The sequence below is a fragment of the Leptospira kobayashii genome (genome assembly GCF_003114835.2).
In the GTDB taxonomy this organism is placed as follows: Bacteria; Spirochaetota; Leptospiria; order Leptospirales; family Leptospiraceae; genus Leptospira_A; species Leptospira_A kobayashii.
On record NZ_AP025028.1, the window covers coordinates 3,622,661 to 3,646,919 of the forward strand.

Genomic DNA, 24,259 nt, shown 5'->3' on the forward strand with positions numbered 1-24,259 from the left:
TTAGACGAAACATATTTCAAAACAGTTTGGAAGTCAATTCGCAAATAAAAATTTGCCTTCTTGAAAACGAGATTGGATCTCCCATTTTTCCGTATCATCTCCGTTTGCAAATTCAGTCGCATCTTTTTTTGCATCCTCAAGTAAATTGCGATCATGCACCAAATCGGCAATTTTAAATTCGGGAAGTCCGCTTTGTTTCACTCCTAATAATTCACCGGGGCCTCTGATTTCCAAATCTTTTTCGGAAAGCGCATAACCGTCATTAGAATTAACGAGTGCGTTCAATCGTTCCATAGCATCGTCACTGATATAATTTCCAGTCATCAAAATACAATAGCTTTCCAGATCGCTTCTTCCCACCCGTCCCCGCAACTGATGCAATTGAGAGATTCCGAATCGATCCGCATGTTCCACTACAAGTATGGTTGCGTTGGGAACATCCACACCTACTTCCACGACTGTCGTCGTTACCAGAATCTGGATTTTGTTTTGTTTGAAGGCGGCCATAACGGTATCTTTTTCAGCGCTCTTCATCTTTCCGTGCAAAAGCCCCACTTTCAAATCGGGAAAAATATCCTTACTCAGCTCCTCATGTGCTTTCGTACAAGATTCCAAATCCAATTTTTCAGAATCCTCCACCAGAGGATAAACGATATAACATTGTCTTCCTTCTTTTACATACTTTCGAATGGAATTATAAACACCTGTTCGGCGATCTTCCTTGTACCATCTGGTATCAATCGGTTTTCGACCGGCGGGTTTGGAACGGATATTTACCAATTCCAAATCCCCGTACAAAGTCAAACAGAGGGTTCTGGGAATGGGAGTCGCAGTCATCGCAAGTATGTCGGGATTTTTTCCTTTGGAACGGATTGTTTCCCGTTGATCGACTCCGAACTTATGTTGTTCATCGATCACCACCAGGCCGAGATCCGCAAATTGAACATCATCCTGAAACAAAGAATGAGTGCCCACAACCAAGGAAGATTCTCCGTTTTTGATTCTTGCCAGTTTTTCCGCGCGGGTCTTTTTATTTTCACCACCTAACAAAAGTTCAATTCCAAGGAAAGGCATATTTCCCAGAAATTTATAAATGGTTTCGAAATGTTGTCTGGCTAAAATCTCGGTCGGTGCAAGGAAAACCGTCTGAATTCGATTGTCTATGTAATGAAGCGCAATGAGTAGTGCCGTAATTGTTTTGCCCGATCCTACATCCCCCTGAAGAAGAGCCGCCAAAGGAGCGTCTTTTTTAGTGGATTTTAAGATACTATCCACCGCATTTTTTTGATCCTCCGTCAGTGAGAAAGGAAGATTTTTCAAAAGGCTCTCGGCGCTTTTGGATTTAGGAAGTGGCCAAAGCACACGTTTGACTTTTTCCCTTTCCTTTTGTTTGTATAATAACAATAGCTGAAAATAGTATAACTCTTCGTAGGCGAATCTTTGCCTGGCGGGTTGGATGGATTCCATCGTTTCCGGAAAATGAATGATCCTGATAGCTTCATCCCGATTCATCAGATTTCTTTTTTTTATGACCTTAGTAGGCAAATTTTCGGGAATGGTTCCCTGTTTTAAAATCGAATCGATCGCTTTTCTGAATCCTTTCGAATCAAAACCCTCTTCTTTCAAAGCTTCCGTAGACGGATAAAGAGGAATGATCCTTCCCACATGCAATAGATCGTTTTCATCTTCGTGTCCGTCGGTTAGCAACTCATATTCTGGGTGTAGAATTTGATAACCTTTGAAATATTCCAATTTACCGGAAACAACTAACTTTCGATCAACGGTAAATAGCTTATTAAAAAAATTAACTCCCCGAAAAAAAACCAGATTCACACGTTCATTGTTTTGAGTACGAAATCCTACAATCAGTCTGGATTTTCTACCGTGAACCAGATAAGAATCCGAAATGGATCCGAGAAGTGTTACAATATCACCTTGTTTGAGAATGATATCCTTTGTAAAATTCCGATCCAAATAACGACGAGGATATGTAGTAAGAAGGTCGCCGTAAGTTTCTATTCCATGAGATTTTAAAACTTCCAATCTCTTTGGACCGATCCCTTTGATCGAAGTGATACTTGTGTCTAAATCGATTTTTCCCATCAGAGCTCCGGCTGTTCTTCCGGTTTATTGTGAATTGAACCGGAGTCCTGTTCCAATTGCAAGTAACAGTATTTGCATCCGTAGATTTGCGCCTGTTTTTTGCCTTCCGAATTGATTTTACTGGAAATGGCAGCGTATAAGAACTCGTCTTTGCGAAGCATTGTTCCACAAACAGGGCAAAGGCGAGGTCTGGGAACATCGGGATTCCATTCTTTCGAATATACTTTCTTAGGATCTGCTCCGCGGAATAAATCGTCTTTTGCTTTTCTTATTTTTTCCTTTTTATCCAGGGAACGATTATCCACTGCGGAAAGCGCGTAGAGAAAAAAACCGATCGTAAATAATACTCCGCAAACAGTAACGAATGTTACCATATCAATTCTCGCGTATAAAATCTTCCGAGCTGACTTTGGAGATCGGGTTTTGGCGGATCAATTTGAGATTTTTTTCCGAACAGTCCACCTCAATCAACTGATTCCAGCCTTCGTCCGTTGTTTGGCAAAGGTTGGTTTGAATTACTTTTTTATCTTCTATGAATATTTCAGCAAAATATCCGCCTTCCTGAAAGCCGTGAACGGAGTCCACCGGACCGAAGTTAGACGGATTCAAGTATACGGTTCCTCTTTTTTTTACCACGCCTTGGTCTTCATGTACATGACCTGAAACCACGAGAGACGGGGAATAATCGTCCAAATATCTGCGGATCCCTTGGCTTCCTATATTTCCCACTCCGGGAATCTTGTCCAAAAATCCGTAAGCAGGATTATGAATCACACAAATATCAGGCTCCTCTTCTCGGAAAAAATCTTCCGGTTCGCTGTAATTTTTGCCATGTTTGGTGTATTCATGAAAAACAACCGCTAATTTCTCGGGAATCCCTGAAGTCCAAACAGGAGCTCCACCGTAACCCGCGAATTTCAAACCCTTAAATTCGAAATTTTTACGATGAATGTCTCTTTCGTAAAGCTCGGTATATTGGAGATCCAGATCATAGTTTCCCGGTAAACAATAAACAGGCGACTTTGCATATTTGCGAATCAGCTTTTCAATGATCTCATACTTATCCTTCATTGTTTTCGCTGCAATTTGATAAAGATGACGGTAAGTATGCGATTTCTCAACAACGGCCGTATCGTATTTTTCCGGAAAACGAATAGCCTTGGTAGTAAAATCATAAGGAGTGATATCGTCTTTCTTTTCGTTTAACAGATAATACAACTCTTCCTGAACTCCGCAAAAATCGATGATGCGATCGTAGGAAAAGAAGGCTTTGTAAATGATATCTCCTGAAAATAAATAAAGATCGGCTTCCGTATTTTGCAGGATGGCTTTTAATCCGTGAAGACCATCATGAATATCCGTTAAGTAGATGATCTTCATAAGATTTTACGATTTTCCCCAAAGAAGCAGAGGAACATCCCTGTCCTCTTCTATATAATCGATCTTTACATACTCAGGTCCGAAAAAATCCACGAGCGGTTTCAGGATGGTGCCCGAACGGACGAAGAAATAAATTTCGGAATTGTCTGCTACTACATACTGGATTTCAATATTCCCTGCAATGGAAGGAACAAGTTCCAAAAAGTATTTCAAATTGATTCGGATTTCCCATTGAAGGCTTGTTAAAGATAAGAGATGGGGAGATGATTTCAAAATGGAATCGAGAACTTTCTTTTTATGAAAAGGTTCCACCTTTCCAAACCATCTTACAAAATCAAAACGTCTCGGTTTTGTATCCCAAACCCGATAACCTACGATTTTACAATGAGCCTTATTGTCTTTTACCAGTACAGGTTTCAACCTTACCCGATAGTGGATGGCTTCCACACCTAGAAAACGGGCAACCCAAAGCCAACCCATCAGATAAACTCCCGTCAGGACAATCTCTCCGTTAGCAGATGTTATTTCCAAGGTTTCCAAATCGGGTTCTTGGTCGATGATTTCAGTCCGAATGACAGTTCTTAAGTTTTTCAATAAGAGCGTGACTTTATAATTACTCTTTGGAACCACTTTTTGTGGCAAGAGTAGGTTCAAAGGATTGAAACGGAAGAGATCCGTTAAAAGCATAATTTAAAATTATTTTCTATTGCCTTTTTGGAAAGCAGATTTAAGATACTGAACTCATGAAGATCGGAGTAATTGGCTCGGGAAGTTTTGGCACCGCACTAGGTAGCATCCTTGCGGATAAAGGGTATAATGTGATTCTTTGGACTCGCAATCCGGATCAGGCAAGATCCATCAATGAAAATCATATCAACAACAAACATATGCCGGATTTGGTTTTACCGGACCTGCTCAAAGCGAGCACGGATCTCATTGAAGTTGTCAAAGACAAAGATATGATCGTCTCAGCGCCCCCCTCCCATGCTTTGAGCGGGATTTTAAAGGAAATCAAAGACCATATTCCTAAAAAAATCCCGATTGTTTCCGCATCCAAAGGTATTGAAAACGAAACCCTTAGGCTCGTATCTGAAATTTTCGAATCGGAATTGCCCGGTTCCTTTCATTCTCAACTTTCTTATCTTTCCGGTCCCAGTTTTGCCAAAGAGATGGTGCGCAAAGTCCCTACCATTGTTTCCATCGCTTCCAAAAACGAAGCCACGGCAAAACGAGTTCAAGAAATATTCAGTTTCAAATACTTCCGCACTTATTGGACTCCCGATGTGGTCGGGGTGGAAGTCGGTGGAGCCTTAAAAAACGTGATTGCCATTGCCGCAGGAGTCGCCGACGGATTGGGCTTCGGCCAAAACACAAGAGCGGCACTCATCACACGCGGGTTAAACGAGATCACCAGATTGGGCTTGAAGATGGGTGCGGATCCGATGACTTTTCTCGGACCGGCAGGAATGGGAGATTTGGTTCTCACTTGTTGTGGGGAAGCATCGCGTAACAGAACCGTAGGTTTTCGTTTGGGCAAAGGCGAAAAACTGAAAGATATTTTAGGATCAATGAATGAAGTCGCGGAAGGAGTCAAAACCACCGAGTCCGGAAAAAATCTTGCGGACAAACTGGGAGTGGAGATGGCGATCACAGGTGAAGTTTATAAAATGTTATACGAAGACAAAGATCCCAAAGAAGTGGTGAAAGATCTGATGGGAAGGGATCTCAAACGGGAAGGAGTTTAAAAGCGGATTTTTTAAACTCGGATGTTTATGTTTAAAGATATTTTGCTCGTCGGACTAGGCGGATTTGTCGGAACAATGGGTAGATATGCCTTAAGCACAATGATCAATCATCAAATGAAATCCTTTTTCCTGGGAACATTTGTAGTCAATGTGATCGGATCTTTACTCATCGGTGTCTTTTACGGCTGGGGAGAAAGTCGTAGTTGGATGAATCCGCAAACCAGAATATTATTAACTTCGGGTTTTTGCGGAGGATTCACTACTTTCTCCGCATTCGCTTTTGAAAATGTAAAGCTGATCGAATCCAATTCATTTTCGATCCTAGCACTTTATACCGTAACCAGTGTATCCGTTTGCATTTTAGTAGGATACGCGGGTTACCAATTTACTAAATAACTTCGAAAATCAAATAACACATATTTGCATTCTTTTGATTTTCAAATTCGAAAATTAAGCGAAAATCTTCCAAATCAAAAACGCAAAACAGACTATTTGGGTAACATAAGCAGTAAAACGAATATCGACTGCCCTAGCGGAACCGGAAATGATATGTGTAACGGATTGGAAAACTCTTGCCCCAACCACAACCAAGGTAGTATTTGCGAACACATCGTCCGTACTTCCTGTCAAAGTCGCAACGATTACAATGGTTGCAAAGATAGGTAGGTTTTCCAGACAGTTGGCATGTGCTCTGTTGAGTCTCCAATAACGTTCCGATCCGTGTTGGATGCCTGCAGGGAATTCATTGGATTGTTTTTTTCCGAGTAATACCTGAACGGTTCGATAACCGACCAAACTTAAGCCGAGTCCGATTGTCCAGATAACAAAAAGAAGAAGGGAGATAATCTCTAGATTCATAGGTTGTTTACTTGATTCCTTTTAAATTCATACACCCGATGAGTCTTTAATTTCAAAAAGAGTATCGGATGTGATGTTTGAAATCGAGCCAAAGTATAATGGATTCCCAAAAGATGAAAAGAAGAATTTATATCCTCTCGGATGAATCCATTCGTCTTCAATGATAAATGGAATTGATTTATAAAATTTCGGATTTGATCCGAGTCCAAACCGAAATCCAAGAGCCGGTGAAAAAATGATCTTTTGCGGAAGGAATGGTTTCCGTGCTGACGCTTGCAAGTTTTGCGGCCTCCTCAGTTCTGAAAATAGGAAACCAATCGTCCGAAGTAGGAAGAAAAATCTTAACCGGTTTTGTGACCTTCCCTAAAGAATCGTTCACGGCAAAGCCGGGTAAAAACAAATTCCGAAGAAATAGACTCAAACTCGAAAAACGAATCTTAGAATTGAGAACCGGAAAATCCAAAATATCAACATCTCCCGATGCCAACCAATCGGAATTGCCGAGTGTCCGAAGTGTTTGTTCATTTTGCATCAAAATCGTTTCCTTTTTCAACTCACTCGACTTTTCATCAGTCATAAGCAGATCCAAAAACTGTTTGATATTTCCCTTTTCATATAAATAGAAAAGACTCAACCGACTATCCAGAATGGGAGACAAAAGATAACGACTGCTAAAATTTACAAAATCCTCCATCATGAGAAGCGCTGCCCCTCCTCCGCTATGCCCGATCCCGACCGTAGGAAGGTGCATCCAATCTTTTGATTTCAAAAATTGAATAATATCTTTAACTGCTGTTTGTGGATCATAAGTTCCGTCGGAATTCCCGTGAGAGGCAGGGTTATATCGGATAATGGCATAGTCTTTCGAAGCAAGCTCGGATTCTTTCAAACGAAAGGAACGTGCGTTTCCGCCGGTAGACGGCCAGATCAATAATAGTTTTTTCGGATCCGCAGATCCGGATGTTAAAATTTCAAGTCGGTTCAAGTTGATGATAGAGTTCAAATGGAAATCACGATCTTTCCAAAATGAGAACCTGATTTTAAATAATCCAATGCTTCCCGTGTCTCTTCCATAGGAAAAATTTTATCAACAATCGGCTTCAATCCGCCTGATTCGATAGCTCGGTTCATTTCCTGGAACGCTTTACGTCCACCTACTACAATTCCCTGGATTTTGATATTATTCATTACTGCCGGGAGTAAATTCAATTCACCGGAACGCCCGGCAAGAATACCGATCAAATGAATCACACCAAACGGTCGACAGGCGGCGATGGACTGTTCCAAAGTTCCCGCCCCTCCTACCTCTACGATATGATCGGCGCCTGTCTTTTCCGTAAGACTGCGGACTTCCTTTCCCCAATCGGGTGTCTCTTTGTAATTTATGCAAAAATCAGCTCCCAAAGATTTTGCCTTCTCTATTTTTTCATTACTGGACGAAGTCAGAATTACCTTTGCACCGGAAAGTTTGGCAAATTGTAATCCGAATAGAGAGACTCCTCCCGTTCCCTGGATCACGACGATTTCTCCTGCCACCAAACGACTGTAAATATGGAAAGCGGACCAAGCGGTAAGAGCCGCGCAAGGTAATGTGGCACCTTCTTCAAAACTTAAGTGTTTAGGCATTTTAACAAGTCCCGTTTCGGAAAACAGAATGTATTCCCTTAGAGTTCCGTCCAGAGGACCACCTAACGTATATCTCATCTCCTGATGAGTTGCCTTATCGGCGATCCAATGAGGGGCAAATGTAGCCAATACCCGATCCCCCACCTGAAATTCACTTACCCCATCTCCAACTTCAATCACCTCTCCTGCTCCGTCACTGCAAGGAACCATAGGTGTGGGAAATTTGGGATTGTATTTGCCTGCAATGACCAGATTGTCACGAAAGTTCAAAGAAGCGGCGCGCATTCTGACTAGCACCTCTCCTTTGTTCGGTTTGCCGGGATCAGGCGCATTTACCAATTTGAGATTTTCAATTCCGAAAGAAGAAAGTTGAATTTGTTTCATAGAAAAGTTCGGTAACTAAAATAAAAATTTTTGATTTTCTTTGTCAATGAGATTCGGGGGCGAGTTAACTCGAAGATCGAATTAGCCTTGCCGACTTTGCCCGTGGCGAAGCCTTACATGGAGGATGAGTAAGTGAGCTTCCTAGCTATACAAGGAGCGTGACTCATGACAATGTGTCGGAGACCGAGCGAGGGTTAATTCCCAAAGCGTAACGGTAAGATATAGTTATACTCAGAAGAAAAAGACTAAAGCATAAGAAACTGCAAAACATCTTTATTGTTTTTATCAAGTTTCAAAGTTTCACAAACATAAAAATGATTCGCTTCTTTATTTTTTAAGAAATAGTAAGCTTCTGCTAGATAACTCAAGGCTGAAATATTATAAGTAATCATATTTGGATTATAATATGTATTTCCGAGCGTTATGACATCGAGCATCTTCCTATTATAATATATAGATTTTTCATAATCTTGAGCTTCAAGGTATAAAGTGCTAATTTTCCAATAAGCCTCTAAAAACCAGGTGTCGATGATTACGAGATTATGCGAACCATCGCTGTTTAGTGTTTCTTCAGCGTCAATTAAGGAAATTAGGTTCAGATATGCTTTAAAGCTTTCTTTTCTTTTATTTGCTGCATATAATGATTTAGCATAAAAATTCAAAAGAAATGGATTATTTTTTTCAGTTTTTATTGCTGGTTCTAAAATTGTAACAGCTTCGTTAAATTTTCTTTCAGCATAGAATGCCTCAGCTTTTCGATAAGGAATTTCAAATAATTTTGAAATAGTTTCAGGATATGCTGTAGAAGTGCCTGCAGCTTTACCAATTTCAACTGAATCTCCGGTAGATATTGTCGGATTCATGTGTCTCATTATTGAGTAATTAAGTCGAAATTCAGGTCGGCTCGTATTTACACAGTCAAGTTCAAACTTAGATTCCTGCGAAGTTATTGGATAAGCAATCACCATTAAAAGAATCAATGTTATTTTTTTAATCATATTTTTCCTCTTGCGCATATCCGCTAATAAGCGTTTGACGAATCAATCCGGTAGTACGACTTCTCCCTTTTCATTCAAAGGAAAAAAAGGATTATGCGCCACTTCAAAAATATGTCCGTCCGGATCGGCAAAGTAGGAACTGTATCCACCCCAGAAAACTTTCTGTGGAGTTTTTAGAATCTTTGCTCCAAGAGAACGAACCTTCTCAATCACTTCGTCCACTTCTTTTTCGCTAGCAGCATTGTAAGCTATAGTGATTCCGGAAAACCCTTTTCCCTCGGAATTAACATGAGCATCTTCGGCAAGTGAATCTCTTGAAAACAAAGACAACACAAGGCCATTTAACTGAAAAAAGGCGACTGATTCCTGACTGGCGCTGGATTTTTTCCATCCAAGCCCTTTTTCATAAAACTCAAGCGACTTTTGTAAGTCGGATACTCCCAAGGTGATCAGGTTCAATTTTTGCTTCATACCCAAAGAGAATATGTGGAAAAACGCAAAAGGGTAAAGCCAAAGATGCAAAAAGGCGAACTTATTTGCAAAAAATTCCGTGAAAAAAGGGAGATTCTTGCCATCGAAACCCATTCATGATAAACGGAGCACATTGGGTGGCGGGTGGTTAACCCCTCCCAATGTCGATAGGGCGGGGATAGTATTCTAAAAAATTCCTATCTCTACCTATCCCACAGTCTTGTATGATTTCAAAGCGCCAGGGATCGGAGCGAGGGGACCGACAGGTCACCGTCCGGAGGACCGAAGCGGACGCGGAGTCGCGGAAGAGCCCGGTCGGGGACTTAGATGGATTCCAATCGTCTAACAGATCCGAGGCGCCCCAACAAACTGGCAATGGCTTATTTGTATTAAAATTTTAACGCAAGTGAGATGCTTCCGGCGGTGGCGAAGGCACGGATGCCGGAGCGTTTTCTTCGGGACACGAAGTCCCGAGAAAACGAGCTAGAAGCATCGAACGCTTATTTTGCGCCTAAGCCTGTAGTTTTCGCGCCTACCAAAATCGACATGTTTCCAGCAGGATGTTTGTTTTCACGCATCAACTGATGGCATTCTCCCGTTTCGTTGAACTCATAAGTTTTAGCAAGAACAGGATCGACTTTCTTTTGGATCACAAGATTGTTCAGGTCGCGGCAATTTTCGTCGTTCGCGAAATGTGAACCTTGCAGACGTTTTTGTCTCATCCACAGATAACGAAGGTCAGACGTTGCATTGAAGCCGGAAGTTCCGGCGCAGATTACAACCATACCGCCGGTTTCACAAACAAATGTGGAAGTAGGAAGAGTGCTTTCTCCCGGATGTTCGAAAACGATCTGAGGATTTTTACCTTTGCCTGCGATGTCCCAGATCGCTTTACCGAATTCACGCGCATCTTTGGTCCATTGACCGAATACTTCCGGTTTGTTGATCTCGGATGTGATAGCACCCCAATGTTTGAACTTGTTACGATTGATCACGCCAGCCGCACCGAGGTTTTTACAGAAATCGATTTTGTCATCGGAAGATACTACTGCGATAGGAATTCCACCCGCAGCTTTCACGATTTGGATCGCCATAGCACCGAGTCCGCCGGCACCACCCCAGATTAAAACTACGTCACCCGGTTGTACATCATTCGGCTTCCAATGATGTAACATACGATAAGCGGTAGCAGCAACTAACATATATGCTGCGGAAGCTTCCCAAGTCAGATGTTGAGGACGAGGAAGACATTGGTGGTCTTGTACTTTGCAAAATTGTGCGAAAGAACCCCAATTGGATTCATATCCCCAAATGATCTGGCTCGGAGCAAACATAGGATCTTTTCCGGCAACCACCCAAGGGTCTTTCGGATCCCACATCGCGCAATGAACTACAACTTCGTCACCGACTTTCACGTTTTTGACTTCCGATCCGACTTTATAAACGATACCGGATGCATCCGATCCGCCGATGTGAAACTTTTCCGGTTCACCTTTTTTGTTTCTGGCAGCGATAACATCCACCGGATAACCGAGTGCCGCCCATACGTTATTATAATTTACACCTGCCGCCATAACAGCAACTAGCACTTCGTTAGGTGCAATTTCAGGGACATCGATTACTTCTGATTGAAAGGATTTGGTTGGTTCCCCGTAACGCTCCGGACGAATGACCTGTGCGTGCATTTTTTTCGGGACAACTCCGACTGGTGGAAGTTCTCCAACTGGTACGATTTCAACGTTACTCATGTGATTACCTTTTTATTGATTTCTCTATTTTAAGCGATTTCCTTGCAGAGTAGAAATCCGTCTCCTACTGTCAATCGCTTCCCCACTCCATGGAAAAGGCAAATGTCCAGGCGGAATGATAGAGTCTGTAGTCCCGGTCCCTCTGGAACGGATACCGATAGGCAAGATTCAAATTGTATTTTTCGGAAAAATTCCAAGAGAACCCGACGGAACCTTCCGTAAAGTACTGAGGGTTCAGCTTATCCTTGCTAGCTGAGAAATCCACTCCGTTATAAGGATTACGGTATAAAATCCCTGTGAATAGGGAAATCTCCTGCATCAAATAATAAGTAACATAAGCAGAGAGAATCGCAGTTTTTTTGAATTCGTATTCCGGTGTTGGTGGGGTTGCAGAAGGAAGTCGCAACCAATAGGGAATCCCGTCATTGTCCTGAAGATTATTCGGTTGCGGGCGGGTCAAAGGTTGAATGCCCCCGAGTTTGGAAACAAAAGACCATTTTTCGTAGAGATAACCTAACTTTAAATAACCTGCGCCTGCATAATAGTCCCCTCCCGTAAACCGGTCCGTATCAGGCCCGGAAGGAAATCCGACCGATCCTTCGATCACGAAAAAATAGGGTTTGTCCAGATCGAAGAAAGGTTGGTATTTGAAGCCTACGTACGCTTTGCCTACCCTTGCTGCATCTTCTCTGTTCCTTTGCTGGTAATAATTCCAGGGAACAGCGGCATTCAGAGCGAACCTTCCTCCGAAAAAATTCATTTCCGCAAATGCAGTCGTTGTGAACAAATTGCTATTTTCTCTCGTCGATTTGTAGTAGTCTTGAGTGACCACCAAATAATTGCTAGGTTTTTCCCTTTTCCCCGTAAAAGGATCCACAAACCTGGCAGTCGCATTAGGACTGTCAGACGAACCTGTATGATGTGCGGACATTTCGCCGTTAAAGAAAAGAACGATGAGAGATAAGAAAAGGAGGGAAAATATATTTGAAAAATTGGATTTCATTGGAGTGATTTTCGACTGATTTATGTTAATTGGTAATATTGACATGTTCCCTTACCGCAACTCTACGTTGGGAAAACATCCCGGAACAAAAAAGACCAGATCTTCCGTAGAAAGATTATCGCTTAAGATTTTGTATAAGTCGCTAGCGGAAAATTCGGCGACTACAAGAGAGGAAGTGCTTCCTATATAACCGGGATAATTTGCAAACAAAGTCTGTAAGAAAGTATAAGTCTGCGATAGGTAGATCCGATCTTTGAATATATTGGAATACTGAAGTGCAATCGGAACGGGAAGTTTACGGGCACCATCCGCAGGGATTCTACATTTCGGAGAAATGGTTTTGGTTCCCGGCTTTAGATAAATTTGTAATTTGATAGTAGAACCGCCGTTTCTAACTATCTGTAAATCCCAATACCATTCTTGGATCGACATCGATACAAGTGATACTACCCCGACCGGTGCATCTGTAATGCTGGTTAGGTTTGGAACATTATAGGCCGATCCTGTATCCGTCTGCGCATTCGTTGTAAAAAACGAATTCAACACGGAACTGCCTATATAAGAATACGATTTGCCATAAGGATCAGTCGTAGGTAAATCCAAAGGAACCGTATAAGGAGTATGCGTTTTTGCGGAAACGGAGGAGTTTGCATTTACAGAACCAAACAAGCGATTGCTGGGATTGATTCGATAGCTTCCCGAATCGATTTTCAAAACCGAGGATTGAATCGTAACAGCATAGGTGATGTTATTGCTGATCAGATTGAACCCGCCGAGAGAATCGTCCGCCTGGTCATCATACAAGACCACCTGGCTTTGTAAGTTGGTTCGGATTCCATTGGTTTGAGAGAGCAGGTTTTGAAGGATTGTCAATTTTTCCGCATTTGCATCTCCGATGGAACCGAACGTGCAACCTGCGGAAAATAACAAAGAAAGTGGAAAGGAAAAGAAAAATTGTTTGTTATACATTGTATTCAAATAAGGTTTAGTTTTAAATGATCAGTTGTTAGGTTCTAATATGCAACTCAAAGAACATCTCATGGGAAAGGATTGGAAAACTTGGAATCGGTTAAAAACTCCGAGTCGGTCAATGCCAAAAGAAAATTGATCAAGTCCGCTTTTTCGGATGGCTGCAAAGAAAAAGGACGGATCAAAGTAGTATCAATACTGGTGTGTTTGGGGGTGCCCGCTCCGCCTGCAGTATATTGATCGATTACTTTTCCCAATGCATTTCTCGCACAAGTTTCAAGTGTAGCGCCGCTGGCGACACCGGTGGGATGACCCGGATTCGTAGAATCATCGCACATAATACTTCCGTCATGCATATAAGGGAAAGTCACCCCCACATTACGAAGACTAGGTGCTCTGAATTTGCCCTGGTCCGAATTTACAAGAGTGACTTCTTTAAGTCCCTGCTTATTCAAAGGAAGTGCGTCATAAAAAGCATTATTATGAGTTCCGTTATTATGGTAAGCGAATTCTTCCGAAGTTTGTTTCGTATGAAGGGTCGTATCGGTAAAATTAAACCCTCCGTGGCAGTGAAAACACTCCGCAACTTCCCCGTTGAAAACGCTCGCCCCTCTGGTTGCGGATGCGGACATAGCGGAACGGTTTCCATTATTTGCCTTATCAAAAGGAGAATAACCGGAAATCATCGTTCTTTGAAAACTTGCCAAAGCAAACCGTACATTCTGTTCGGTGACTGCGGAATCCCCGTTCCCGAATGCGGCGGAGAATAATTTCCGATAATTGGAATCCGATTTCAATTTTCCCAAATAATCTTCATTTGCAAGACCTAGCTCAGGAGGAGCCAACGAAAACATGGGAACACGTGCCTGTTGTTCTAAAGTTTTCAATAGGGAATTACTCCATGTTAGACGAGGATGGTAGGCTGCATTGCTTAGGTGTTGCGCATTTCTCGGATGTGCTTCCGAAGTGATTCCGGAAGGAGTGGCCTTTCCATCCGAAAAGGCCAGATTTTGGAAATGGCAGGAAGAACAGGACATGGATTCGTTAGCAGACAATTTTTTATCATAAAACAAAAATCTGCCCAAATCCACTTTGGCTTGAGACATAGGATTCTCAGAAGGAACCGTAGGTGTAGGAAAACCGGGGGGCAAATTCCAAACCCAACCGGAACCTTGACTGAGGGCCAAAGCAAGTAGCAGAAGATTGTTATCGTTTTTTGATTTTTTGAGATCTAAAAAATCGGGAACGCAAGCATTTGCAAAACTCAAAATCCCCAATAACAATAATGCTTTATATAATTTCATAAAAAAATCTAACATAACGGTTTTTCCATAATTAACATTCATAGAATTAAATTCCAAATCATACGAAAGGGGAGACTTCCCTCCCCTTCTCCTTAAGGCTTCAGGTAAAAAGTGCTTTGGACACTCGCAGAAGTTCCGTCCGTTTCGTTCACTCCGACGTTGTTCAGAAGTATTTTGCAATCTGCGGCGGTAGTTCCGCTCATTCCACCGTTATTTCCCGCCATACAAGTGTAAGCCTTTCCAGAACTGCTCAAATTCGAATTTGTACCACTGACAAGTGCTTTGATATCAAAATACACCGGATTCGCAGTAGGATTCCAAGTGACACTTCCCGAAGTTTTGATCGTGATTGTAGGACGATTCGGATATGTGCAGGATGTAGTTAATACGGAAGTTCCCGATCCGTTGCAACCAACACTTCCCAAGTGAAATGAATTACTTGTTCCAGCTCCTTCTTTGGCAGCCCAATCGAATTTCATAAAAATATATCCCGATGCCCATGCCCAAAACATTCCCGAATTGTTCAAAGGAGCATCCGCAGTTGTACTATTCAAATGGTTCAAATCGAAAGGAACACCCACTTTGAACTGAACTCCCACATAACTTCCGGCAGGTGCTGTCCCTTTGATACTGGTGTTTGTTTCCGTAGTCCCGGTACAATCGCCCGTTTTATCTTCGAAATCAAGAAGAGCAACTTTGGAAGTCTGCCATTTATTATCGCTAGTCAATGTAAAATCGACAGTAGATCCGTCCGCTTTTACGAGTTTTACATCATGCACGTAAAATCTTGCATCTTTGATATAGAAGTTCATACTTTCGGAGATATGCTTTGTATCCATCACGGAACCGGAATGCCCTTGGATCAGTTTATTGCACTTTGGTGCGGTATCCGATCCCGCCACAATTTGAAATGGAATTTCAGTAATTCCGGAACTTAGGCTCGCAGCAATCGCAAGCAAACCAAAGTTAGTTGTATCATCCGACTTCTCTTTCTCTTTACAATTTGCGACACTCAAAACCGCAATACAGATCATATATAATAATTTTTTCATAAATCCTCGGAAGCAAAGTAAAACTTAATTTTGTTAGGTGAACTAAACAGTAAAAGGAAACTGTATACTCCATTCGGTATACAATCAATGCGAAATGGATTTAGTATTCCACAGGCAAGAGCGCGAGGGCTTTCCCGGATTTAAGTTTTGGGTGGGAAAAAAGGAGAAGGATCAAATCCTTCTTTTGGGATTTCGGAAAGGATCATGACAGAAAATAAGATATCGTATTGTACGGAAACTTCGGAGGAGTTTGTTTGGTGGTTCCAAGTTTGATGGAAATTCCGCAAACTGGAAGCTTGTGATTTGTTCTTTTTGCAAGAACAAAGATGTGTTTCTCCCGACTTTGCAGAATGACAGCTTGGCAAAATTTTAGCGCCGTGTTTGTGATCGTCGTGGGAAGAAACGGTCACTCTTTCTTTGGAAAACATTTCATCTTCCGGATTTTTATGGAGCTCTTTACGGGATCCATGATTGCATTCGCAGATTTTCGCGCCGTCTTCCAAACAATAACCGAAAAGACCACTGTTCAGGAATACCGCCTGAAAAAGCAGAATGGCAGCGATCAAAAGGGAAAGTTGGGCCCGGAACAACATTCTTTCTCATAGAACACCGATCCCCACTAGAAATCGAGACAATTTTTAGGCTTTTTTCTGTCCAGGGGGTTGGCATCGCAAAATGATGGCTGTAGAATAAGAAAAGAGACTCGAAAGAGGTCCAGACCATGAAACGCACAGAATTAGAACGCAGAGAAAGAGATCTGCGAAAAATGGAGAAAAAGAAAATCACACCGGGCCAAAAGGAAAGCATGAGTGTAGGTGACTACATTGATGGTTTATTTGGTCTTTTTCGTTACGACGAAGAAGAGATTTTCAACGCGAGCGATGATGAGGACGTACTGGAATTGTTGGAAAACATGAAAGGCGAACATCCGGAAAAACAATGGGATGTCATCATCCGAAAAGCAGTGAACAAAACAAAAGTAGCTCAAAAAGACAAAGCATACGAATCTCTAAGGATTCTTGCAGGCATTCAGCCTGTCACAACTTAAAGTTTAAGCATAATCTTGTTTTGATTCCACAAACAGATTTACAAAGGAAGGCTTCTGATTTAATGTAGAAGCCTTCTTCGACCATGGACACAAAAATCACACCCAGGAATCGTTTTCAACTTTCGTCGATTCTAAAAGGGTTTTGGTTTTTCAGTTTCTGCCTTCTTTTTCTCCAACTTCCCCTCATCGCAGAACCTCAAAATTCAGTCTGCCCGTCCCAAACCATTTTGGAAGTGAGTAACCTGGATGAAAAATTGGATCTTTCCCCTCATCTCAAGTATTTCAGCACAAACAATTCCTTATTGGGCATCCAACCCATCATTGATTCCAGAAAAAACTTGGTATTCAAAGACACTAACGGAGTCGTTCCCAACTTTGGAAATACCGAATTGGATTATTGGTTTTGTTTTCACCTCTCCAACAATTCCGCTTTTGTAACGAATATAATTGCATTCATCAAATATCCGTTGTTAGATGAAATTGATTTTTACGATCTCTATTCGGATCATTCCTGGGGTAAAAAATCGCAAGGAAGACTTTATCCTTTTTCCGCAAGAGAAGTAAAATACAGAGGATTCGGCCATTTGGTCAGTTTATCACCGGGCGAAACAAGAACCATTTTCGTCAGAGTGGCGACGGATAGTTCGATGTCAGTTCCCATCTACATCGCAAAAGAAAAAGATTTTTATGAATTTGCAATGGAAGACAACATCCTTCAGGGAATCTATTTCGGGATTGTAGGTGTTATGACACTTTACAATCTGTTCGTATTTTTTTTAGTAAAAGACAAAGCTTATATTTATTATGTAATCTATCTTATCTTTTCTTCCACTTTATTTCAATTATCGCTCAACGGACATCTCCCTTTTTTCTTTTTGCAAAATCATCCTTACTTCGTTTGGAACGTACACAACGTACTTTATTTCATCTTTTTATTCACGATATTCCCTATGTGTATTACCATGATGAATCTAAAGGAAAATTCGCTAACCGCCTACAGATTGTTTATTTATCTGATGTTTTTTCCGGTGATTTGTTTGTTACTGCTCCCCGTTTTGTCTTATCGCTCGATGAACGAAACGGGAGATATTTTTTCAATGTTTCTCGCATTTTTAACATTGATCGTCGCTTATCATGTTGCATTTAAAAAAAGATACCGCCCCGCCCGTTTTTTCTTTTTGGCGTTCTTGGTAGTCATCATCGGAGGAATCACATCCCTTTTGAAGTATATGGGATTTCTTCCTGTAAACGTTTTCACTGAAAATTCATTTCAAATTTCAATGGCCATCGAAGTGAATCTGATGGCTTTCGGACTGGGAGATCGGATCTCCATGGTTAGAAAGGAAAAAGAAAGGATTCAGATCAAAGCCGAGATCAACAAACAAAAGTTAATTGCTTTTCAAAAAGAACTCATCTTAGCACAAAAACTTCAGGAATCCACTCTTCCCCAACACATCCCCGAACCGGAAGGAATCCGAATCAAAGCAGGCTATATCCCGGCCTCTCTCGTAGGAGGAGATTTTTACGATATAGCAAATCTGGGAAATTCGGAAATCAGCTGTTTGATTGCGGACGTAACAGGACATGGAGTGCCTGCGGCGATTGAAGCCGCTATGTTAAAAATTGCCTACACCAGCTCCACTCAGTTTGCAAATAGCCCGGGAAAGATCCTGGAACGAATCAATCAATCGTTAGTCGGCAATTATAAAAATCAATTTCTAACCGCTTCAGCCATTTATTTGGATCTCAATCAAAAATTATTGAAAGTCGCAAATGCAGGACACCCTGCACTGTATTGGTTCAAACGCAAAGAAAAAACAATACAACCCATCCGCCCGAAAGGGAAGCTGATCGGATTTTCGAAAGAATTGATTTATCCGGAAGAAGTGTATGAACTTTCCATCGGCGATAAGATTTTACTTTTTACGGACGGACTCTGGGAAACATGGGAAAGAGACGAAAAAGGCAATAAGTCTTTTGCGGACGGATCGGGAGAAAAAGAACTCTTAAAATGGTTACAGGAAAGATGGGATGAACCGGTTTCAAGCCTCTACCGGATGATGGAAGATCATATCCGAACCAGAATCAAAACCACGTCTCCTGAGGACGACATCACTTTCATTCTGTTTGAAATTGTATAAAAAACCCCGTGCCGGGCACGGCACAGGGATCTCGAAGGAAGTTAGATTTTAAACATCCGCATAAATCGAAGTGTTTAGAAAACGAGAAATATTGTCCAAGTTTCTGGAAACATCACGATAGAGTAGTGCAGGTAGAAAATTGGATCTCTTTTGATACTTTTTCTTTCTGACTTTGCTCTCGTTCTTTTTCAAAGAACGGATCATTTCAAAACGATATTCACGACTCTGGTTTCGGATCTGAGGATTTCCTAAAATATCAAAAGACTCGCTCGTTTCCAAATTGGAAAGCAACAGGTCATAATGGTGCTTGAGCAAATCCAATTGCTCTTTGATTGCGGATTCGAAAGGTTTGTCCAAAGATACTTTCTGTCTATGAGCCTTTTTCACCTTACGTGCGATAGATGCAAAGTTATCACCCATCTCTTCGATGGATTTCACACGTTCCATAATCCCGAGCACATCTTTTCCGTAACTTCCGGTAACACCGGATTCCTGGATTTGGTTGAGGTAGGTAAGAACTTGAGAACGAACCAGATCCAATTCCTCTTCTTTTTTAAGGACTTGAGCCGCTTTTGCGGGATCAAAAGGACGAAGTAGAATCTGTTCTATAAGCGGGAAAAAATCGTAAGTCTCCCGAATGATTTTTTTAGTAAACTCGGAAAGTTCCACCATGGCGAGTTCAGTTGTTTTTACGGCACCGGATTGCAAAAGTTGAATCGAATCTCTTTCTTTTTCCTTAAGCGGTCCGAATCCATCCACAATCCAGCTTACAAATCGGGACAAAGTGTCCACAAACCAAATCATAAAAAAGGTATTTGTAACATTGAAAAGAGTATGGAAAAGGGAAATATGAAATCTGGTGGATTCTTTGTCTGTCAAAGGATCTCCGGGAATCATATCATCCACAATACCTGTGAAAAATTTGAAAAAGACCAATGCCCAAATAACACCGATTATATTAAACATAGTGTGTGCTAATGCGGCTTTTTTGGCATTTCGGTTGCCCGGTATGGCTGCTAGATTGGCGGTGATGGTGGTTCCGATGTTTTCACCTAAGATCATACCATAAGCCGCATCAATCGGTATAAATCCCGAAAATGCAAGAGTGATCGTAATGGTTGTGGAAGCGGAAGAAGATTGAATTACGATTGTTAACAGGGTTCCGATCAATACAAATAAGAGGATCGTATTGAATCCCATATTCGTATATTGTTGCAAGAATTGGAATGTTTCCGGGCTTTTTGCAGAATCGGGAACGGATGATTTCAAATAATCCAATCCCAAAAACAAAAATCCGAAACCGATGAGAAAACTCCCCCAACCAGATCTGCTTTCTTTTTTGGAGAAATGCAAAATCATTCCCAGTGCGATTGCAGGTAAAGCAAAAGAGGCAATGTTGAATTTGAAACCTAATAAGGAGACAATCCACGCAGTGATCGTAGTTCCAATGTTTGCCCCCATGATGACACCGACCGCTTGGGTCAACTGCATGAGTCCAGCATTCACAAAGCCGACAACCAAAACGGTTGTGGCAGAAGAAGACTGAATGGTTGCTGTAATCAAAGTCCCGCTTAAAACGGCAGAGACTCTGTTTTTTGTCATAGAAGAAAGAAAGGAACGTAATCTTTCACCGGCAACACGTTGTAATGATTCGCTGAGAAGTTTCATCCCGTAGATAAAAATTCCCAGACCGCCAAGGACTTGTATAAGAAGAGACCAATTCATATTGAATATTAATACCGAGTATGAAATTTCCTCACCAACGGTTTTATACCAATCTTTTATTCGGTTGCAGTATTTTTTTCCACTTTAAAATTGTAATGAATATGTCAAATTCAATCAGCAAAGGAAAGGTTGTAGGGTTCTCCTACCATCTTACAAATTCCCAGGGTGCGACTCTGGACAAGTCCGATGAACCACTATTATACCTTCATGGCTCCGGTAATATCATTCCCGGCTTAGAAAATGAATTGGAAGGTTTAGTAAGCGGTGACTCTAAAAAAGTAGTCGTCTCTCCTGAAAATGGTTATGGGACATATGACGAAAAATTGGTTTTCCAAGTGCCCAAAAGCGAACTCCCTGCGGATGCGGAACTGGAAGTAGGTATGGAATTTCAAACGGATTCCGCAGATGGTCCGATGGTTCTTTATTTACATGAAGTTCGGGAAACCGATGTAATTCTTAACGGCAATCACCCGTTAGCCGGAGAAACCCTTCATTTTGACGTAACTATCCAGTCAATTCGAGAGGCGACCAAGGAAGAATTGAAACACGGGCATGTGCATGGGCCGGGCGGACACCACCACCACTGATCTTTGTTCACAAAATTTACTCGAATCAATACTCTGAATTTATCTTTCCAGTTGCATTTTTTTATGCCATAAAATAGACTGGTGGAGATTCAGAGTATTTTATAGATTTTTCACCGCCGAAGTAGTCCTTTCTGATAGCTTGCACGCCGATAGCTTGGTTTCTTAAGTTTCCCTGCATTCCTCTAAAGTTCTCTACCTACTCCCATTCAAACTGGGCTTTCTGTCGTTGCGAAATCCGAAATTCAGAGTCCAAATTTAACTTTAGAGGACATTTTATGTCAGTAAACATTTACGTTGGTAACCTTTCTTACGATATGACCGAAGGAAAACTCGGCGAACTTTTTGGAGCACACGGTGCTGTAACTTCTGCAAAGATCATCACTGACCAGTACTCTGGAAGATCTAAAGGTTTCGGTTTTATCGAAATGAAAGACGCTCAAGAAGCAGACAATGCGATCAAAGAATTGAACGGTAAAAACATTTTGAACCGTGAGATGAAAGTAAACATCGCAAAACCAAAAACAAACAACTGGAGATAGTCTCCCGTTTTACTTACGCTGCAGATGTTTTACGACATTTGCAGTGTGAGTCCTTTGATTCCCCTCCTTTTCTTTTATCACACTGATCTCTCTTTCCGATTCTTCCCATTCACCGACACTCGACTTACTTTTTCTCTCTCAATCTTTCCGGTAACAATTCCAGTTTATAACTTTTGGCCATTTTCAATAATTGTTCATCCGTAAGTCCGTGAACATTTTCACCGTTATGTCTGTTTTCCAAAGTGAATGCGAACACCAAATAACCGTAGCTAGATGCCAATTTGAAATAAGGTTCAATTTCCCAATCCAAAGTGAATGTATGATCTATAAATATCTTTTCGACTGAGGATTGCATCGCTTGTTTTGTATTGTTTTCACATTCCTTATAAGCAAGATGGTTCTCTTTGTAATTAAATAGATACTCTCCGGTATCTTTGTTGGTAAAATAAGAATCCACTGAAAATACAGGATACTTTCCTCCTTCGGAAAGTAGTTCCGCAAAGGAAGTTTTTCCACTGCCGGGAAGGCCGCGAATGAGAATCAATGTCTTGGCTTTATCCATATGTTTTGCAGTGAGATTGAATGGGAAGCCGAGGTTCACTAGCTTTTTTTTGAAACCGTTTCATAAAAACTATAGATAAATAAAACCATTTGTTAAGGATGAAGTAGTACTATATATAGGAAAGGTTCTTTATGTCTTATCAAGTTTACAAACTCATGCACATGGTGGGAATATTTTTGCTCTTTCTCTCTCTAGGTGGGGTTGCTCTTTTCACCATCAACGGAGGAACAAAATCCGGAAACAAATGGAAAGCAATCGCTGCCGCCACACATGGATTCGGTCTGATTTTTCTCATCGTTGCAGGATTCGGAATGATGGCAAGATTGGGAATTCCTCATGCTTCTTGGCCGGGTTGGGTTTATGCGAAGATTGTAATCTGGCTTTTGTTTGGCGGATTACTTACATTGGTATACAAAAGACAAAGTTATGCTAAATTCTTATGGTTCGGTTTCCCTGTTTTGGGTTTTTTAGCCGCGTATTTAGCGATTTTCAAACCTTTTTAATTCAAACATATCTCCCGATGAAAAAAGCGATTCTTTTGGAATCGCTTTTTATGTTTTTCCTTTTCATTTTATTTTATTTTATAAAATAGGAAGAACAAAGTTTATTAAGAGGATTTATGAGCACTAGAAAAGAATCAGATTCAATGGGCGAGATCGAAGTTGAATCCAGCAGATATTGGGGAGCACAAACAGAAAGATCATTGCATCATTTTAAAATTGGCGGAGATCGTTTCCCCAGAGAAATGATTCGTGCTTTCGGGATTCTCAAAAAATCCGCAGCCATCGTAAATCATGAATTGGGAATTCTTCCCGCAGACAAAAAAGATCTGATTCTTAAAGCCGCAGACGAAGTTATATCCGGAAAATTAGACGATCATTTTCCATTGGTGGTTTGGCAAACCGGTTCCGGCACCCAAACCAATATGAATGTGAATGAAGTCATATCCAATCGTGCCATTGAAATGGCGGGTGGAACGATGGGTTCCAAAAAACCGATCCATCCGAACGATGATGTAAACAAAGCACAAAGTTCCAACGATACTTTTCCGACTGCAATGCATATCGCCGCAGGAGAACAACTTGTCCACAAACTCATCCCTGCTCTGAAAACCCTACGTACCACTTTGCAAAAAAAATCGGAAACATTCCAATCCGTAATTAAAATCGGAAGGACTCACCTTCAAGATGCAACTCCTCTTACTTTGGGTCAGGAATTTTCAGGTTATGTGCAACAATTGACTTACGGAATCGAAAGAGTCGAAAGAGTATTACCTTCCGTATATCGTTTAGCGTTAGGTGGAACAGCCGTAGGAACAGGACTTAACACTCATCCAGAATTTGCAGTAAAAGGTGCAGCAGCCATTGCAAAGGAAACAGGACTTCCTTTCGTTACCGCTGAAAACAAATTCGAAGCACTCGCCGCGCATGACTCGCTTGTCGAAGTCAGCGGTGTTTTGAAAACAATCGCCGCTTCTCTTATGAAGATTGCAAACGATGTAAGATGGCTTGCTTCCGGACCACGCTGCGGCATCGGGGAAATCAGTATCCCTGAAAACGAGCCAGGGTCTTCCATTATGCCGGGCAAAGTGAATCCGACTCAATCCGAAGCGATGACCATGGTTGCCGCGCAAGTGATAGGAAACGATGTAGCAGTAAACGTAGGCGGTGCTTCCGGAAACTTCGAATTGAATGTTTTCAAACCAGTGATTATTTTCAATGTATTGAATTCGATCCGACTTCTTTCCGATGCTGCGATCTCTTTTGAAGAACATTGTGCACGCGGAATCGAGCCGAACAAAGAAAACATCCAACACAACTTGAACAACTCACTCATGTTAGTTACTGCACTCAACCCGCACATCGGTTATGACAATGCCGCTAAGATCGCAAAAACAGCTCACAAAAACAATTCCACTTTGAAAGAAACAGGAATCAAACTAGGGCTTTTGACTGCAGAACAATTCGACCAATGGGTAAGACCTGAGGATATGATCACACCTAAGCTCTAAATAGG

At 41.5% G+C, this 24,259-nt stretch carries 25 protein-coding genes; 8 read left to right on the plus strand and 17 right to left on the minus strand.

What is annotated here, in order from left to right; all coding sequences use genetic code 11:
* Nucleotides 1-33: 33 nt before the first annotated feature.
* The 4 genes from recG to DI077_RS16525 are packed head-to-tail and all read right to left on the minus strand — an operon-like array spanning nt 34 to nt 4,170.
* Nucleotides 34-2,103, minus strand: a complete 2,070-nt coding sequence (recG, locus tag DI077_RS16510) for an ATP-dependent DNA helicase RecG (RefSeq protein WP_167837193.1) — start codon at nt 2,101-2,103, stop codon at nt 34-36.
* The gene (locus DI077_RS16515) at nt 2,103-2,477 is read right to left on the minus strand and encodes a hypothetical protein (protein ID WP_109021384.1); all 375 of its coding nucleotides are present in this window, start codon (nt 2,475-2,477) and stop codon (nt 2,103-2,105) included. The genes recG and DI077_RS16515 overlap by 1 nt, the downstream gene beginning before the upstream one ends.
* A 1-nt stretch (nt 2,478) precedes the next feature.
* Complete coding sequence (locus DI077_RS16520; protein WP_109021385.1) at nt 2,479-3,483, minus strand: metallophosphoesterase family protein; 1,005 nt, start codon at nt 3,481-3,483, stop codon at nt 2,479-2,481.
* A gap of 6 nt (nt 3,484-3,489) precedes the next feature.
* Nucleotides 3,490-4,170 (minus strand): hypothetical protein, encoded by a 681-nt coding sequence (locus tag DI077_RS16525; protein WP_109021386.1) that lies wholly within the window; start codon nt 4,168-4,170, stop codon nt 3,490-3,492.
* 56 nt (nt 4,171-4,226) lie between these two features.
* Here DI077_RS16525 and DI077_RS16530 point away from each other — a divergent pair, with 56 nt between their 5' ends.
* Complete coding sequence (locus DI077_RS16530; RefSeq protein WP_109021387.1) at nt 4,227-5,228, plus strand: NAD(P)H-dependent glycerol-3-phosphate dehydrogenase; 1,002 nt, start codon at nt 4,227-4,229, stop codon at nt 5,226-5,228.
* 27 nt (nt 5,229-5,255) lie between these two features.
* Nucleotides 5,256-5,624, plus strand: coding sequence for a fluoride efflux transporter CrcB (gene crcB / locus DI077_RS16535; RefSeq protein ID WP_167837194.1), 369 nt, complete (start codon nt 5,256-5,258; stop codon nt 5,622-5,624).
* 54 nt (nt 5,625-5,678) lie between these two features.
* On the opposite strand, the gene DI077_RS16540 is transcribed toward crcB, so the two are convergent.
* The 11 genes from DI077_RS16540 to DI077_RS16590 all read right to left on the minus strand — a co-directional run bounded on the left by DI077_RS16540 (nt 5,679) and on the right by DI077_RS16590 (nt 16,234).
* Nucleotides 5,679-6,086, minus strand: coding sequence for an MAPEG family protein (locus tag DI077_RS16540; protein ID WP_109021389.1), 408 nt, complete (start codon nt 6,084-6,086; stop codon nt 5,679-5,681).
* Between the two features lie 178 nt (nt 6,087-6,264).
* Entirely contained in the window at nt 6,265-7,089 is an 825-nt protein-coding gene (locus DI077_RS16545) for an alpha/beta hydrolase family protein (protein WP_242935255.1), read from the minus strand.
* Nucleotides 7,086-8,096: a zinc-dependent alcohol dehydrogenase family protein gene (locus tag DI077_RS16550; RefSeq protein WP_109021391.1), complete on the minus strand. Its 1,011-nt coding sequence runs from the start codon at nt 8,094-8,096 to the stop codon at nt 7,086-7,088. Before DI077_RS16550 ends, DI077_RS16545 begins: the two co-directional genes overlap by 4 nt.
* A 245-nt stretch (nt 8,097-8,341) precedes the next feature.
* Nucleotides 8,342-9,094, minus strand: coding sequence for a tetratricopeptide repeat protein (locus tag DI077_RS16555; protein ID WP_109021392.1), 753 nt, complete (start codon nt 9,092-9,094; stop codon nt 8,342-8,344).
* 42 nt (nt 9,095-9,136) lie between these two features.
* Nucleotides 9,137-9,565, minus strand: a complete 429-nt coding sequence (locus tag DI077_RS16560; RefSeq protein WP_109022144.1) for a VOC family protein — start codon at nt 9,563-9,565, stop codon at nt 9,137-9,139.
* 500 nt (nt 9,566-10,065) lie between these two features.
* Nucleotides 10,066-11,313, minus strand: coding sequence for a crotonyl-CoA carboxylase/reductase (gene ccrA, locus DI077_RS16565; protein WP_109021393.1), 1,248 nt, complete (start codon nt 11,311-11,313; stop codon nt 10,066-10,068).
* A gap of 70 nt (nt 11,314-11,383) precedes the next feature.
* Nucleotides 11,384-12,316, minus strand: coding sequence for an LIC11086 family outer membrane transporter (locus DI077_RS16570; protein ID WP_109021394.1), 933 nt, complete (start codon nt 12,314-12,316; stop codon nt 11,384-11,386).
* A 51-nt stretch (nt 12,317-12,367) separates the two neighbouring features.
* Nucleotides 12,368-13,285, minus strand: a complete 918-nt coding sequence (locus DI077_RS16575) for a hypothetical protein (RefSeq protein ID WP_109021395.1) — start codon at nt 13,283-13,285, stop codon at nt 12,368-12,370.
* 68 nt (nt 13,286-13,353) lie between these two features.
* On the minus strand, nt 13,354-14,589 hold the full coding sequence (locus tag DI077_RS16580; protein ID WP_109022145.1) for an MbnH family di-heme enzyme: 1,236 nt from the start codon (nt 14,587-14,589) through the stop codon (nt 13,354-13,356).
* A gap of 92 nt (nt 14,590-14,681) precedes the next feature.
* Nucleotides 14,682-15,641, minus strand: a complete 960-nt coding sequence (locus DI077_RS16585) for an MbnP family copper-binding protein (protein ID WP_109021396.1) — start codon at nt 15,639-15,641, stop codon at nt 14,682-14,684.
* A 140-nt stretch (nt 15,642-15,781) separates the two neighbouring features.
* Nucleotides 15,782-16,234, minus strand: coding sequence for an LIC_11090 family protein (locus DI077_RS16590; protein WP_109021397.1), 453 nt, complete (start codon nt 16,232-16,234; stop codon nt 15,782-15,784).
* A gap of 128 nt (nt 16,235-16,362) precedes the next feature.
* Between DI077_RS16590 and DI077_RS16595 the strand changes: the two genes are divergently transcribed.
* Both DI077_RS16595 and DI077_RS16600 read left to right on the plus strand, forming a co-directional pair.
* The gene (locus tag DI077_RS16595) at nt 16,363-16,689 is read left to right on the plus strand and encodes an LB_289 family protein (RefSeq protein WP_109021398.1); all 327 of its coding nucleotides are present in this window, start codon (nt 16,363-16,365) and stop codon (nt 16,687-16,689) included.
* An 83-nt stretch (nt 16,690-16,772) separates the two neighbouring features.
* Nucleotides 16,773-18,830 (plus strand): 7TM diverse intracellular signaling domain-containing protein, encoded by a 2,058-nt coding sequence (locus DI077_RS16600; protein ID WP_109021399.1) that lies wholly within the window; start codon nt 16,773-16,775, stop codon nt 18,828-18,830.
* 48 nt (nt 18,831-18,878) lie between these two features.
* Here DI077_RS16600 and DI077_RS16605 read toward each other — a convergent pair whose 3' ends face one another.
* On the minus strand, nt 18,879-20,555 hold the full coding sequence (locus DI077_RS16605; RefSeq protein WP_109021400.1) for a Na/Pi cotransporter family protein: 1,677 nt from the start codon (nt 20,553-20,555) through the stop codon (nt 18,879-18,881).
* 95 nt (nt 20,556-20,650) lie between these two features.
* On the opposite strand from DI077_RS16605, the gene DI077_RS16610 reads away from it, so the two are divergent.
* A complete protein-coding gene (locus DI077_RS16610) occupies nt 20,651-21,142 on the plus strand; it encodes an FKBP-type peptidyl-prolyl cis-trans isomerase (RefSeq protein WP_109022146.1) in 492 nt (163 codons plus the stop codon).
* Between the two features lie 275 nt (nt 21,143-21,417).
* Nucleotides 21,418-21,681 (plus strand): RNA recognition motif domain-containing protein, encoded by a 264-nt coding sequence (locus DI077_RS16615; protein WP_109021401.1) that lies wholly within the window; start codon nt 21,418-21,420, stop codon nt 21,679-21,681.
* A 124-nt stretch (nt 21,682-21,805) separates the two neighbouring features.
* Here DI077_RS16615 and DI077_RS16620 read toward each other — a convergent pair whose 3' ends face one another.
* Nucleotides 21,806-22,243, minus strand: coding sequence for an AAA family ATPase (locus DI077_RS16620; RefSeq protein ID WP_109021402.1), 438 nt, complete (start codon nt 22,241-22,243; stop codon nt 21,806-21,808).
* A gap of 131 nt (nt 22,244-22,374) precedes the next feature.
* Here DI077_RS16620 and DI077_RS16625 point away from each other — a divergent pair, with 131 nt between their 5' ends.
* Together DI077_RS16625 and fumC are read left to right on the plus strand one after the other, a co-directional pair.
* Complete coding sequence (locus DI077_RS16625; protein ID WP_109021403.1) at nt 22,375-22,746, plus strand: hypothetical protein; 372 nt, start codon at nt 22,375-22,377, stop codon at nt 22,744-22,746.
* Nucleotides 22,747-22,862: 116 nt separating this feature from the next.
* Nucleotides 22,863-24,254, plus strand: a complete 1,392-nt coding sequence (gene fumC, locus DI077_RS16630) for a class II fumarate hydratase (protein ID WP_109021404.1) — start codon at nt 22,863-22,865, stop codon at nt 24,252-24,254.
* The last annotated feature ends 5 nt before the right edge of the window (nt 24,255-24,259 follow it).

Coding starts and splice junctions, on each gene's coding strand:
- recG (WP_167837193.1), bottom strand. CDS start 2,103: ATGGGAAAAATCGATTTAGACACAAGTATCACTTCGATCAAAGGGATC.
- DI077_RS16515 (WP_109021384.1), bottom strand. CDS start 2,477: ATGGTAACATTCGTTACTGTTTGCGGAGTATTATTTACGATCGGTTTT.
- DI077_RS16520 (WP_109021385.1), bottom strand. CDS start 3,483: ATGAAGATCATCTACTTAACGGATATTCATGATGGTCTTCACGGATTA.
- DI077_RS16525 (WP_109021386.1), bottom strand. CDS start 4,170: ATGCTTTTAACGGATCTCTTCCGTTTCAATCCTTTGAACCTACTCTTG.
- DI077_RS16530 (WP_109021387.1), top strand. CDS start 4,227: ATGAAGATCGGAGTAATTGGCTCGGGAAGTTTTGGCACCGCACTAGGT.
- crcB (WP_167837194.1), top strand. CDS start 5,256: ATGTTTAAAGATATTTTGCTCGTCGGACTAGGCGGATTTGTCGGAACA.
- DI077_RS16540 (WP_109021389.1), bottom strand. CDS start 6,086: ATGAATCTAGAGATTATCTCCCTTCTTCTTTTTGTTATCTGGACAATC.
- DI077_RS16550 (WP_109021391.1), bottom strand. CDS start 8,096: ATGAAACAAATTCAACTTTCTTCTTTCGGAATTGAAAATCTCAAATTG.
- DI077_RS16555 (WP_109021392.1), bottom strand. CDS start 9,094: ATGATTAAAAAAATAACATTGATTCTTTTAATGGTGATTGCTTATCCA.
- DI077_RS16560 (WP_109022144.1), bottom strand. CDS start 9,565: ATGAAGCAAAAATTGAACCTGATCACCTTGGGAGTATCCGACTTACAA.
- ccrA (WP_109021393.1), bottom strand. CDS start 11,313: ATGAGTAACGTTGAAATCGTACCAGTTGGAGAACTTCCACCAGTCGGA.
- DI077_RS16570 (WP_109021394.1), bottom strand. CDS start 12,316: ATGAAATCCAATTTTTCAAATATATTTTCCCTCCTTTTCTTATCTCTC.
- DI077_RS16575 (WP_109021395.1), bottom strand. CDS start 13,285: ATGTATAACAAACAATTTTTCTTTTCCTTTCCACTTTCTTTGTTATTT.
- DI077_RS16580 (WP_109022145.1), bottom strand. CDS start 14,589: ATGAAATTATATAAAGCATTATTGTTATTGGGGATTTTGAGTTTTGCA.
- DI077_RS16585 (WP_109021396.1), bottom strand. CDS start 15,641: ATGAAAAAATTATTATATATGATCTGTATTGCGGTTTTGAGTGTCGCA.
- DI077_RS16590 (WP_109021397.1), bottom strand. CDS start 16,234: ATGTTGTTCCGGGCCCAACTTTCCCTTTTGATCGCTGCCATTCTGCTT.
- DI077_RS16595 (WP_109021398.1), top strand. CDS start 16,363: ATGAAACGCACAGAATTAGAACGCAGAGAAAGAGATCTGCGAAAAATG.
- DI077_RS16600 (WP_109021399.1), top strand. CDS start 16,773: ATGGACACAAAAATCACACCCAGGAATCGTTTTCAACTTTCGTCGATT.
- DI077_RS16605 (WP_109021400.1), bottom strand. CDS start 20,555: ATGAATTGGTCTCTTCTTATACAAGTCCTTGGCGGTCTGGGAATTTTT.
- DI077_RS16610 (WP_109022146.1), top strand. CDS start 20,651: ATGAATATGTCAAATTCAATCAGCAAAGGAAAGGTTGTAGGGTTCTCC.
- DI077_RS16615 (WP_109021401.1), top strand. CDS start 21,418: ATGTCAGTAAACATTTACGTTGGTAACCTTTCTTACGATATGACCGAA.
- DI077_RS16620 (WP_109021402.1), bottom strand. CDS start 22,243: ATGGATAAAGCCAAGACATTGATTCTCATTCGCGGCCTTCCCGGCAGT.
- DI077_RS16625 (WP_109021403.1), top strand. CDS start 22,375: ATGTCTTATCAAGTTTACAAACTCATGCACATGGTGGGAATATTTTTG.
- fumC (WP_109021404.1), top strand. CDS start 22,863: ATGAGCACTAGAAAAGAATCAGATTCAATGGGCGAGATCGAAGTTGAA.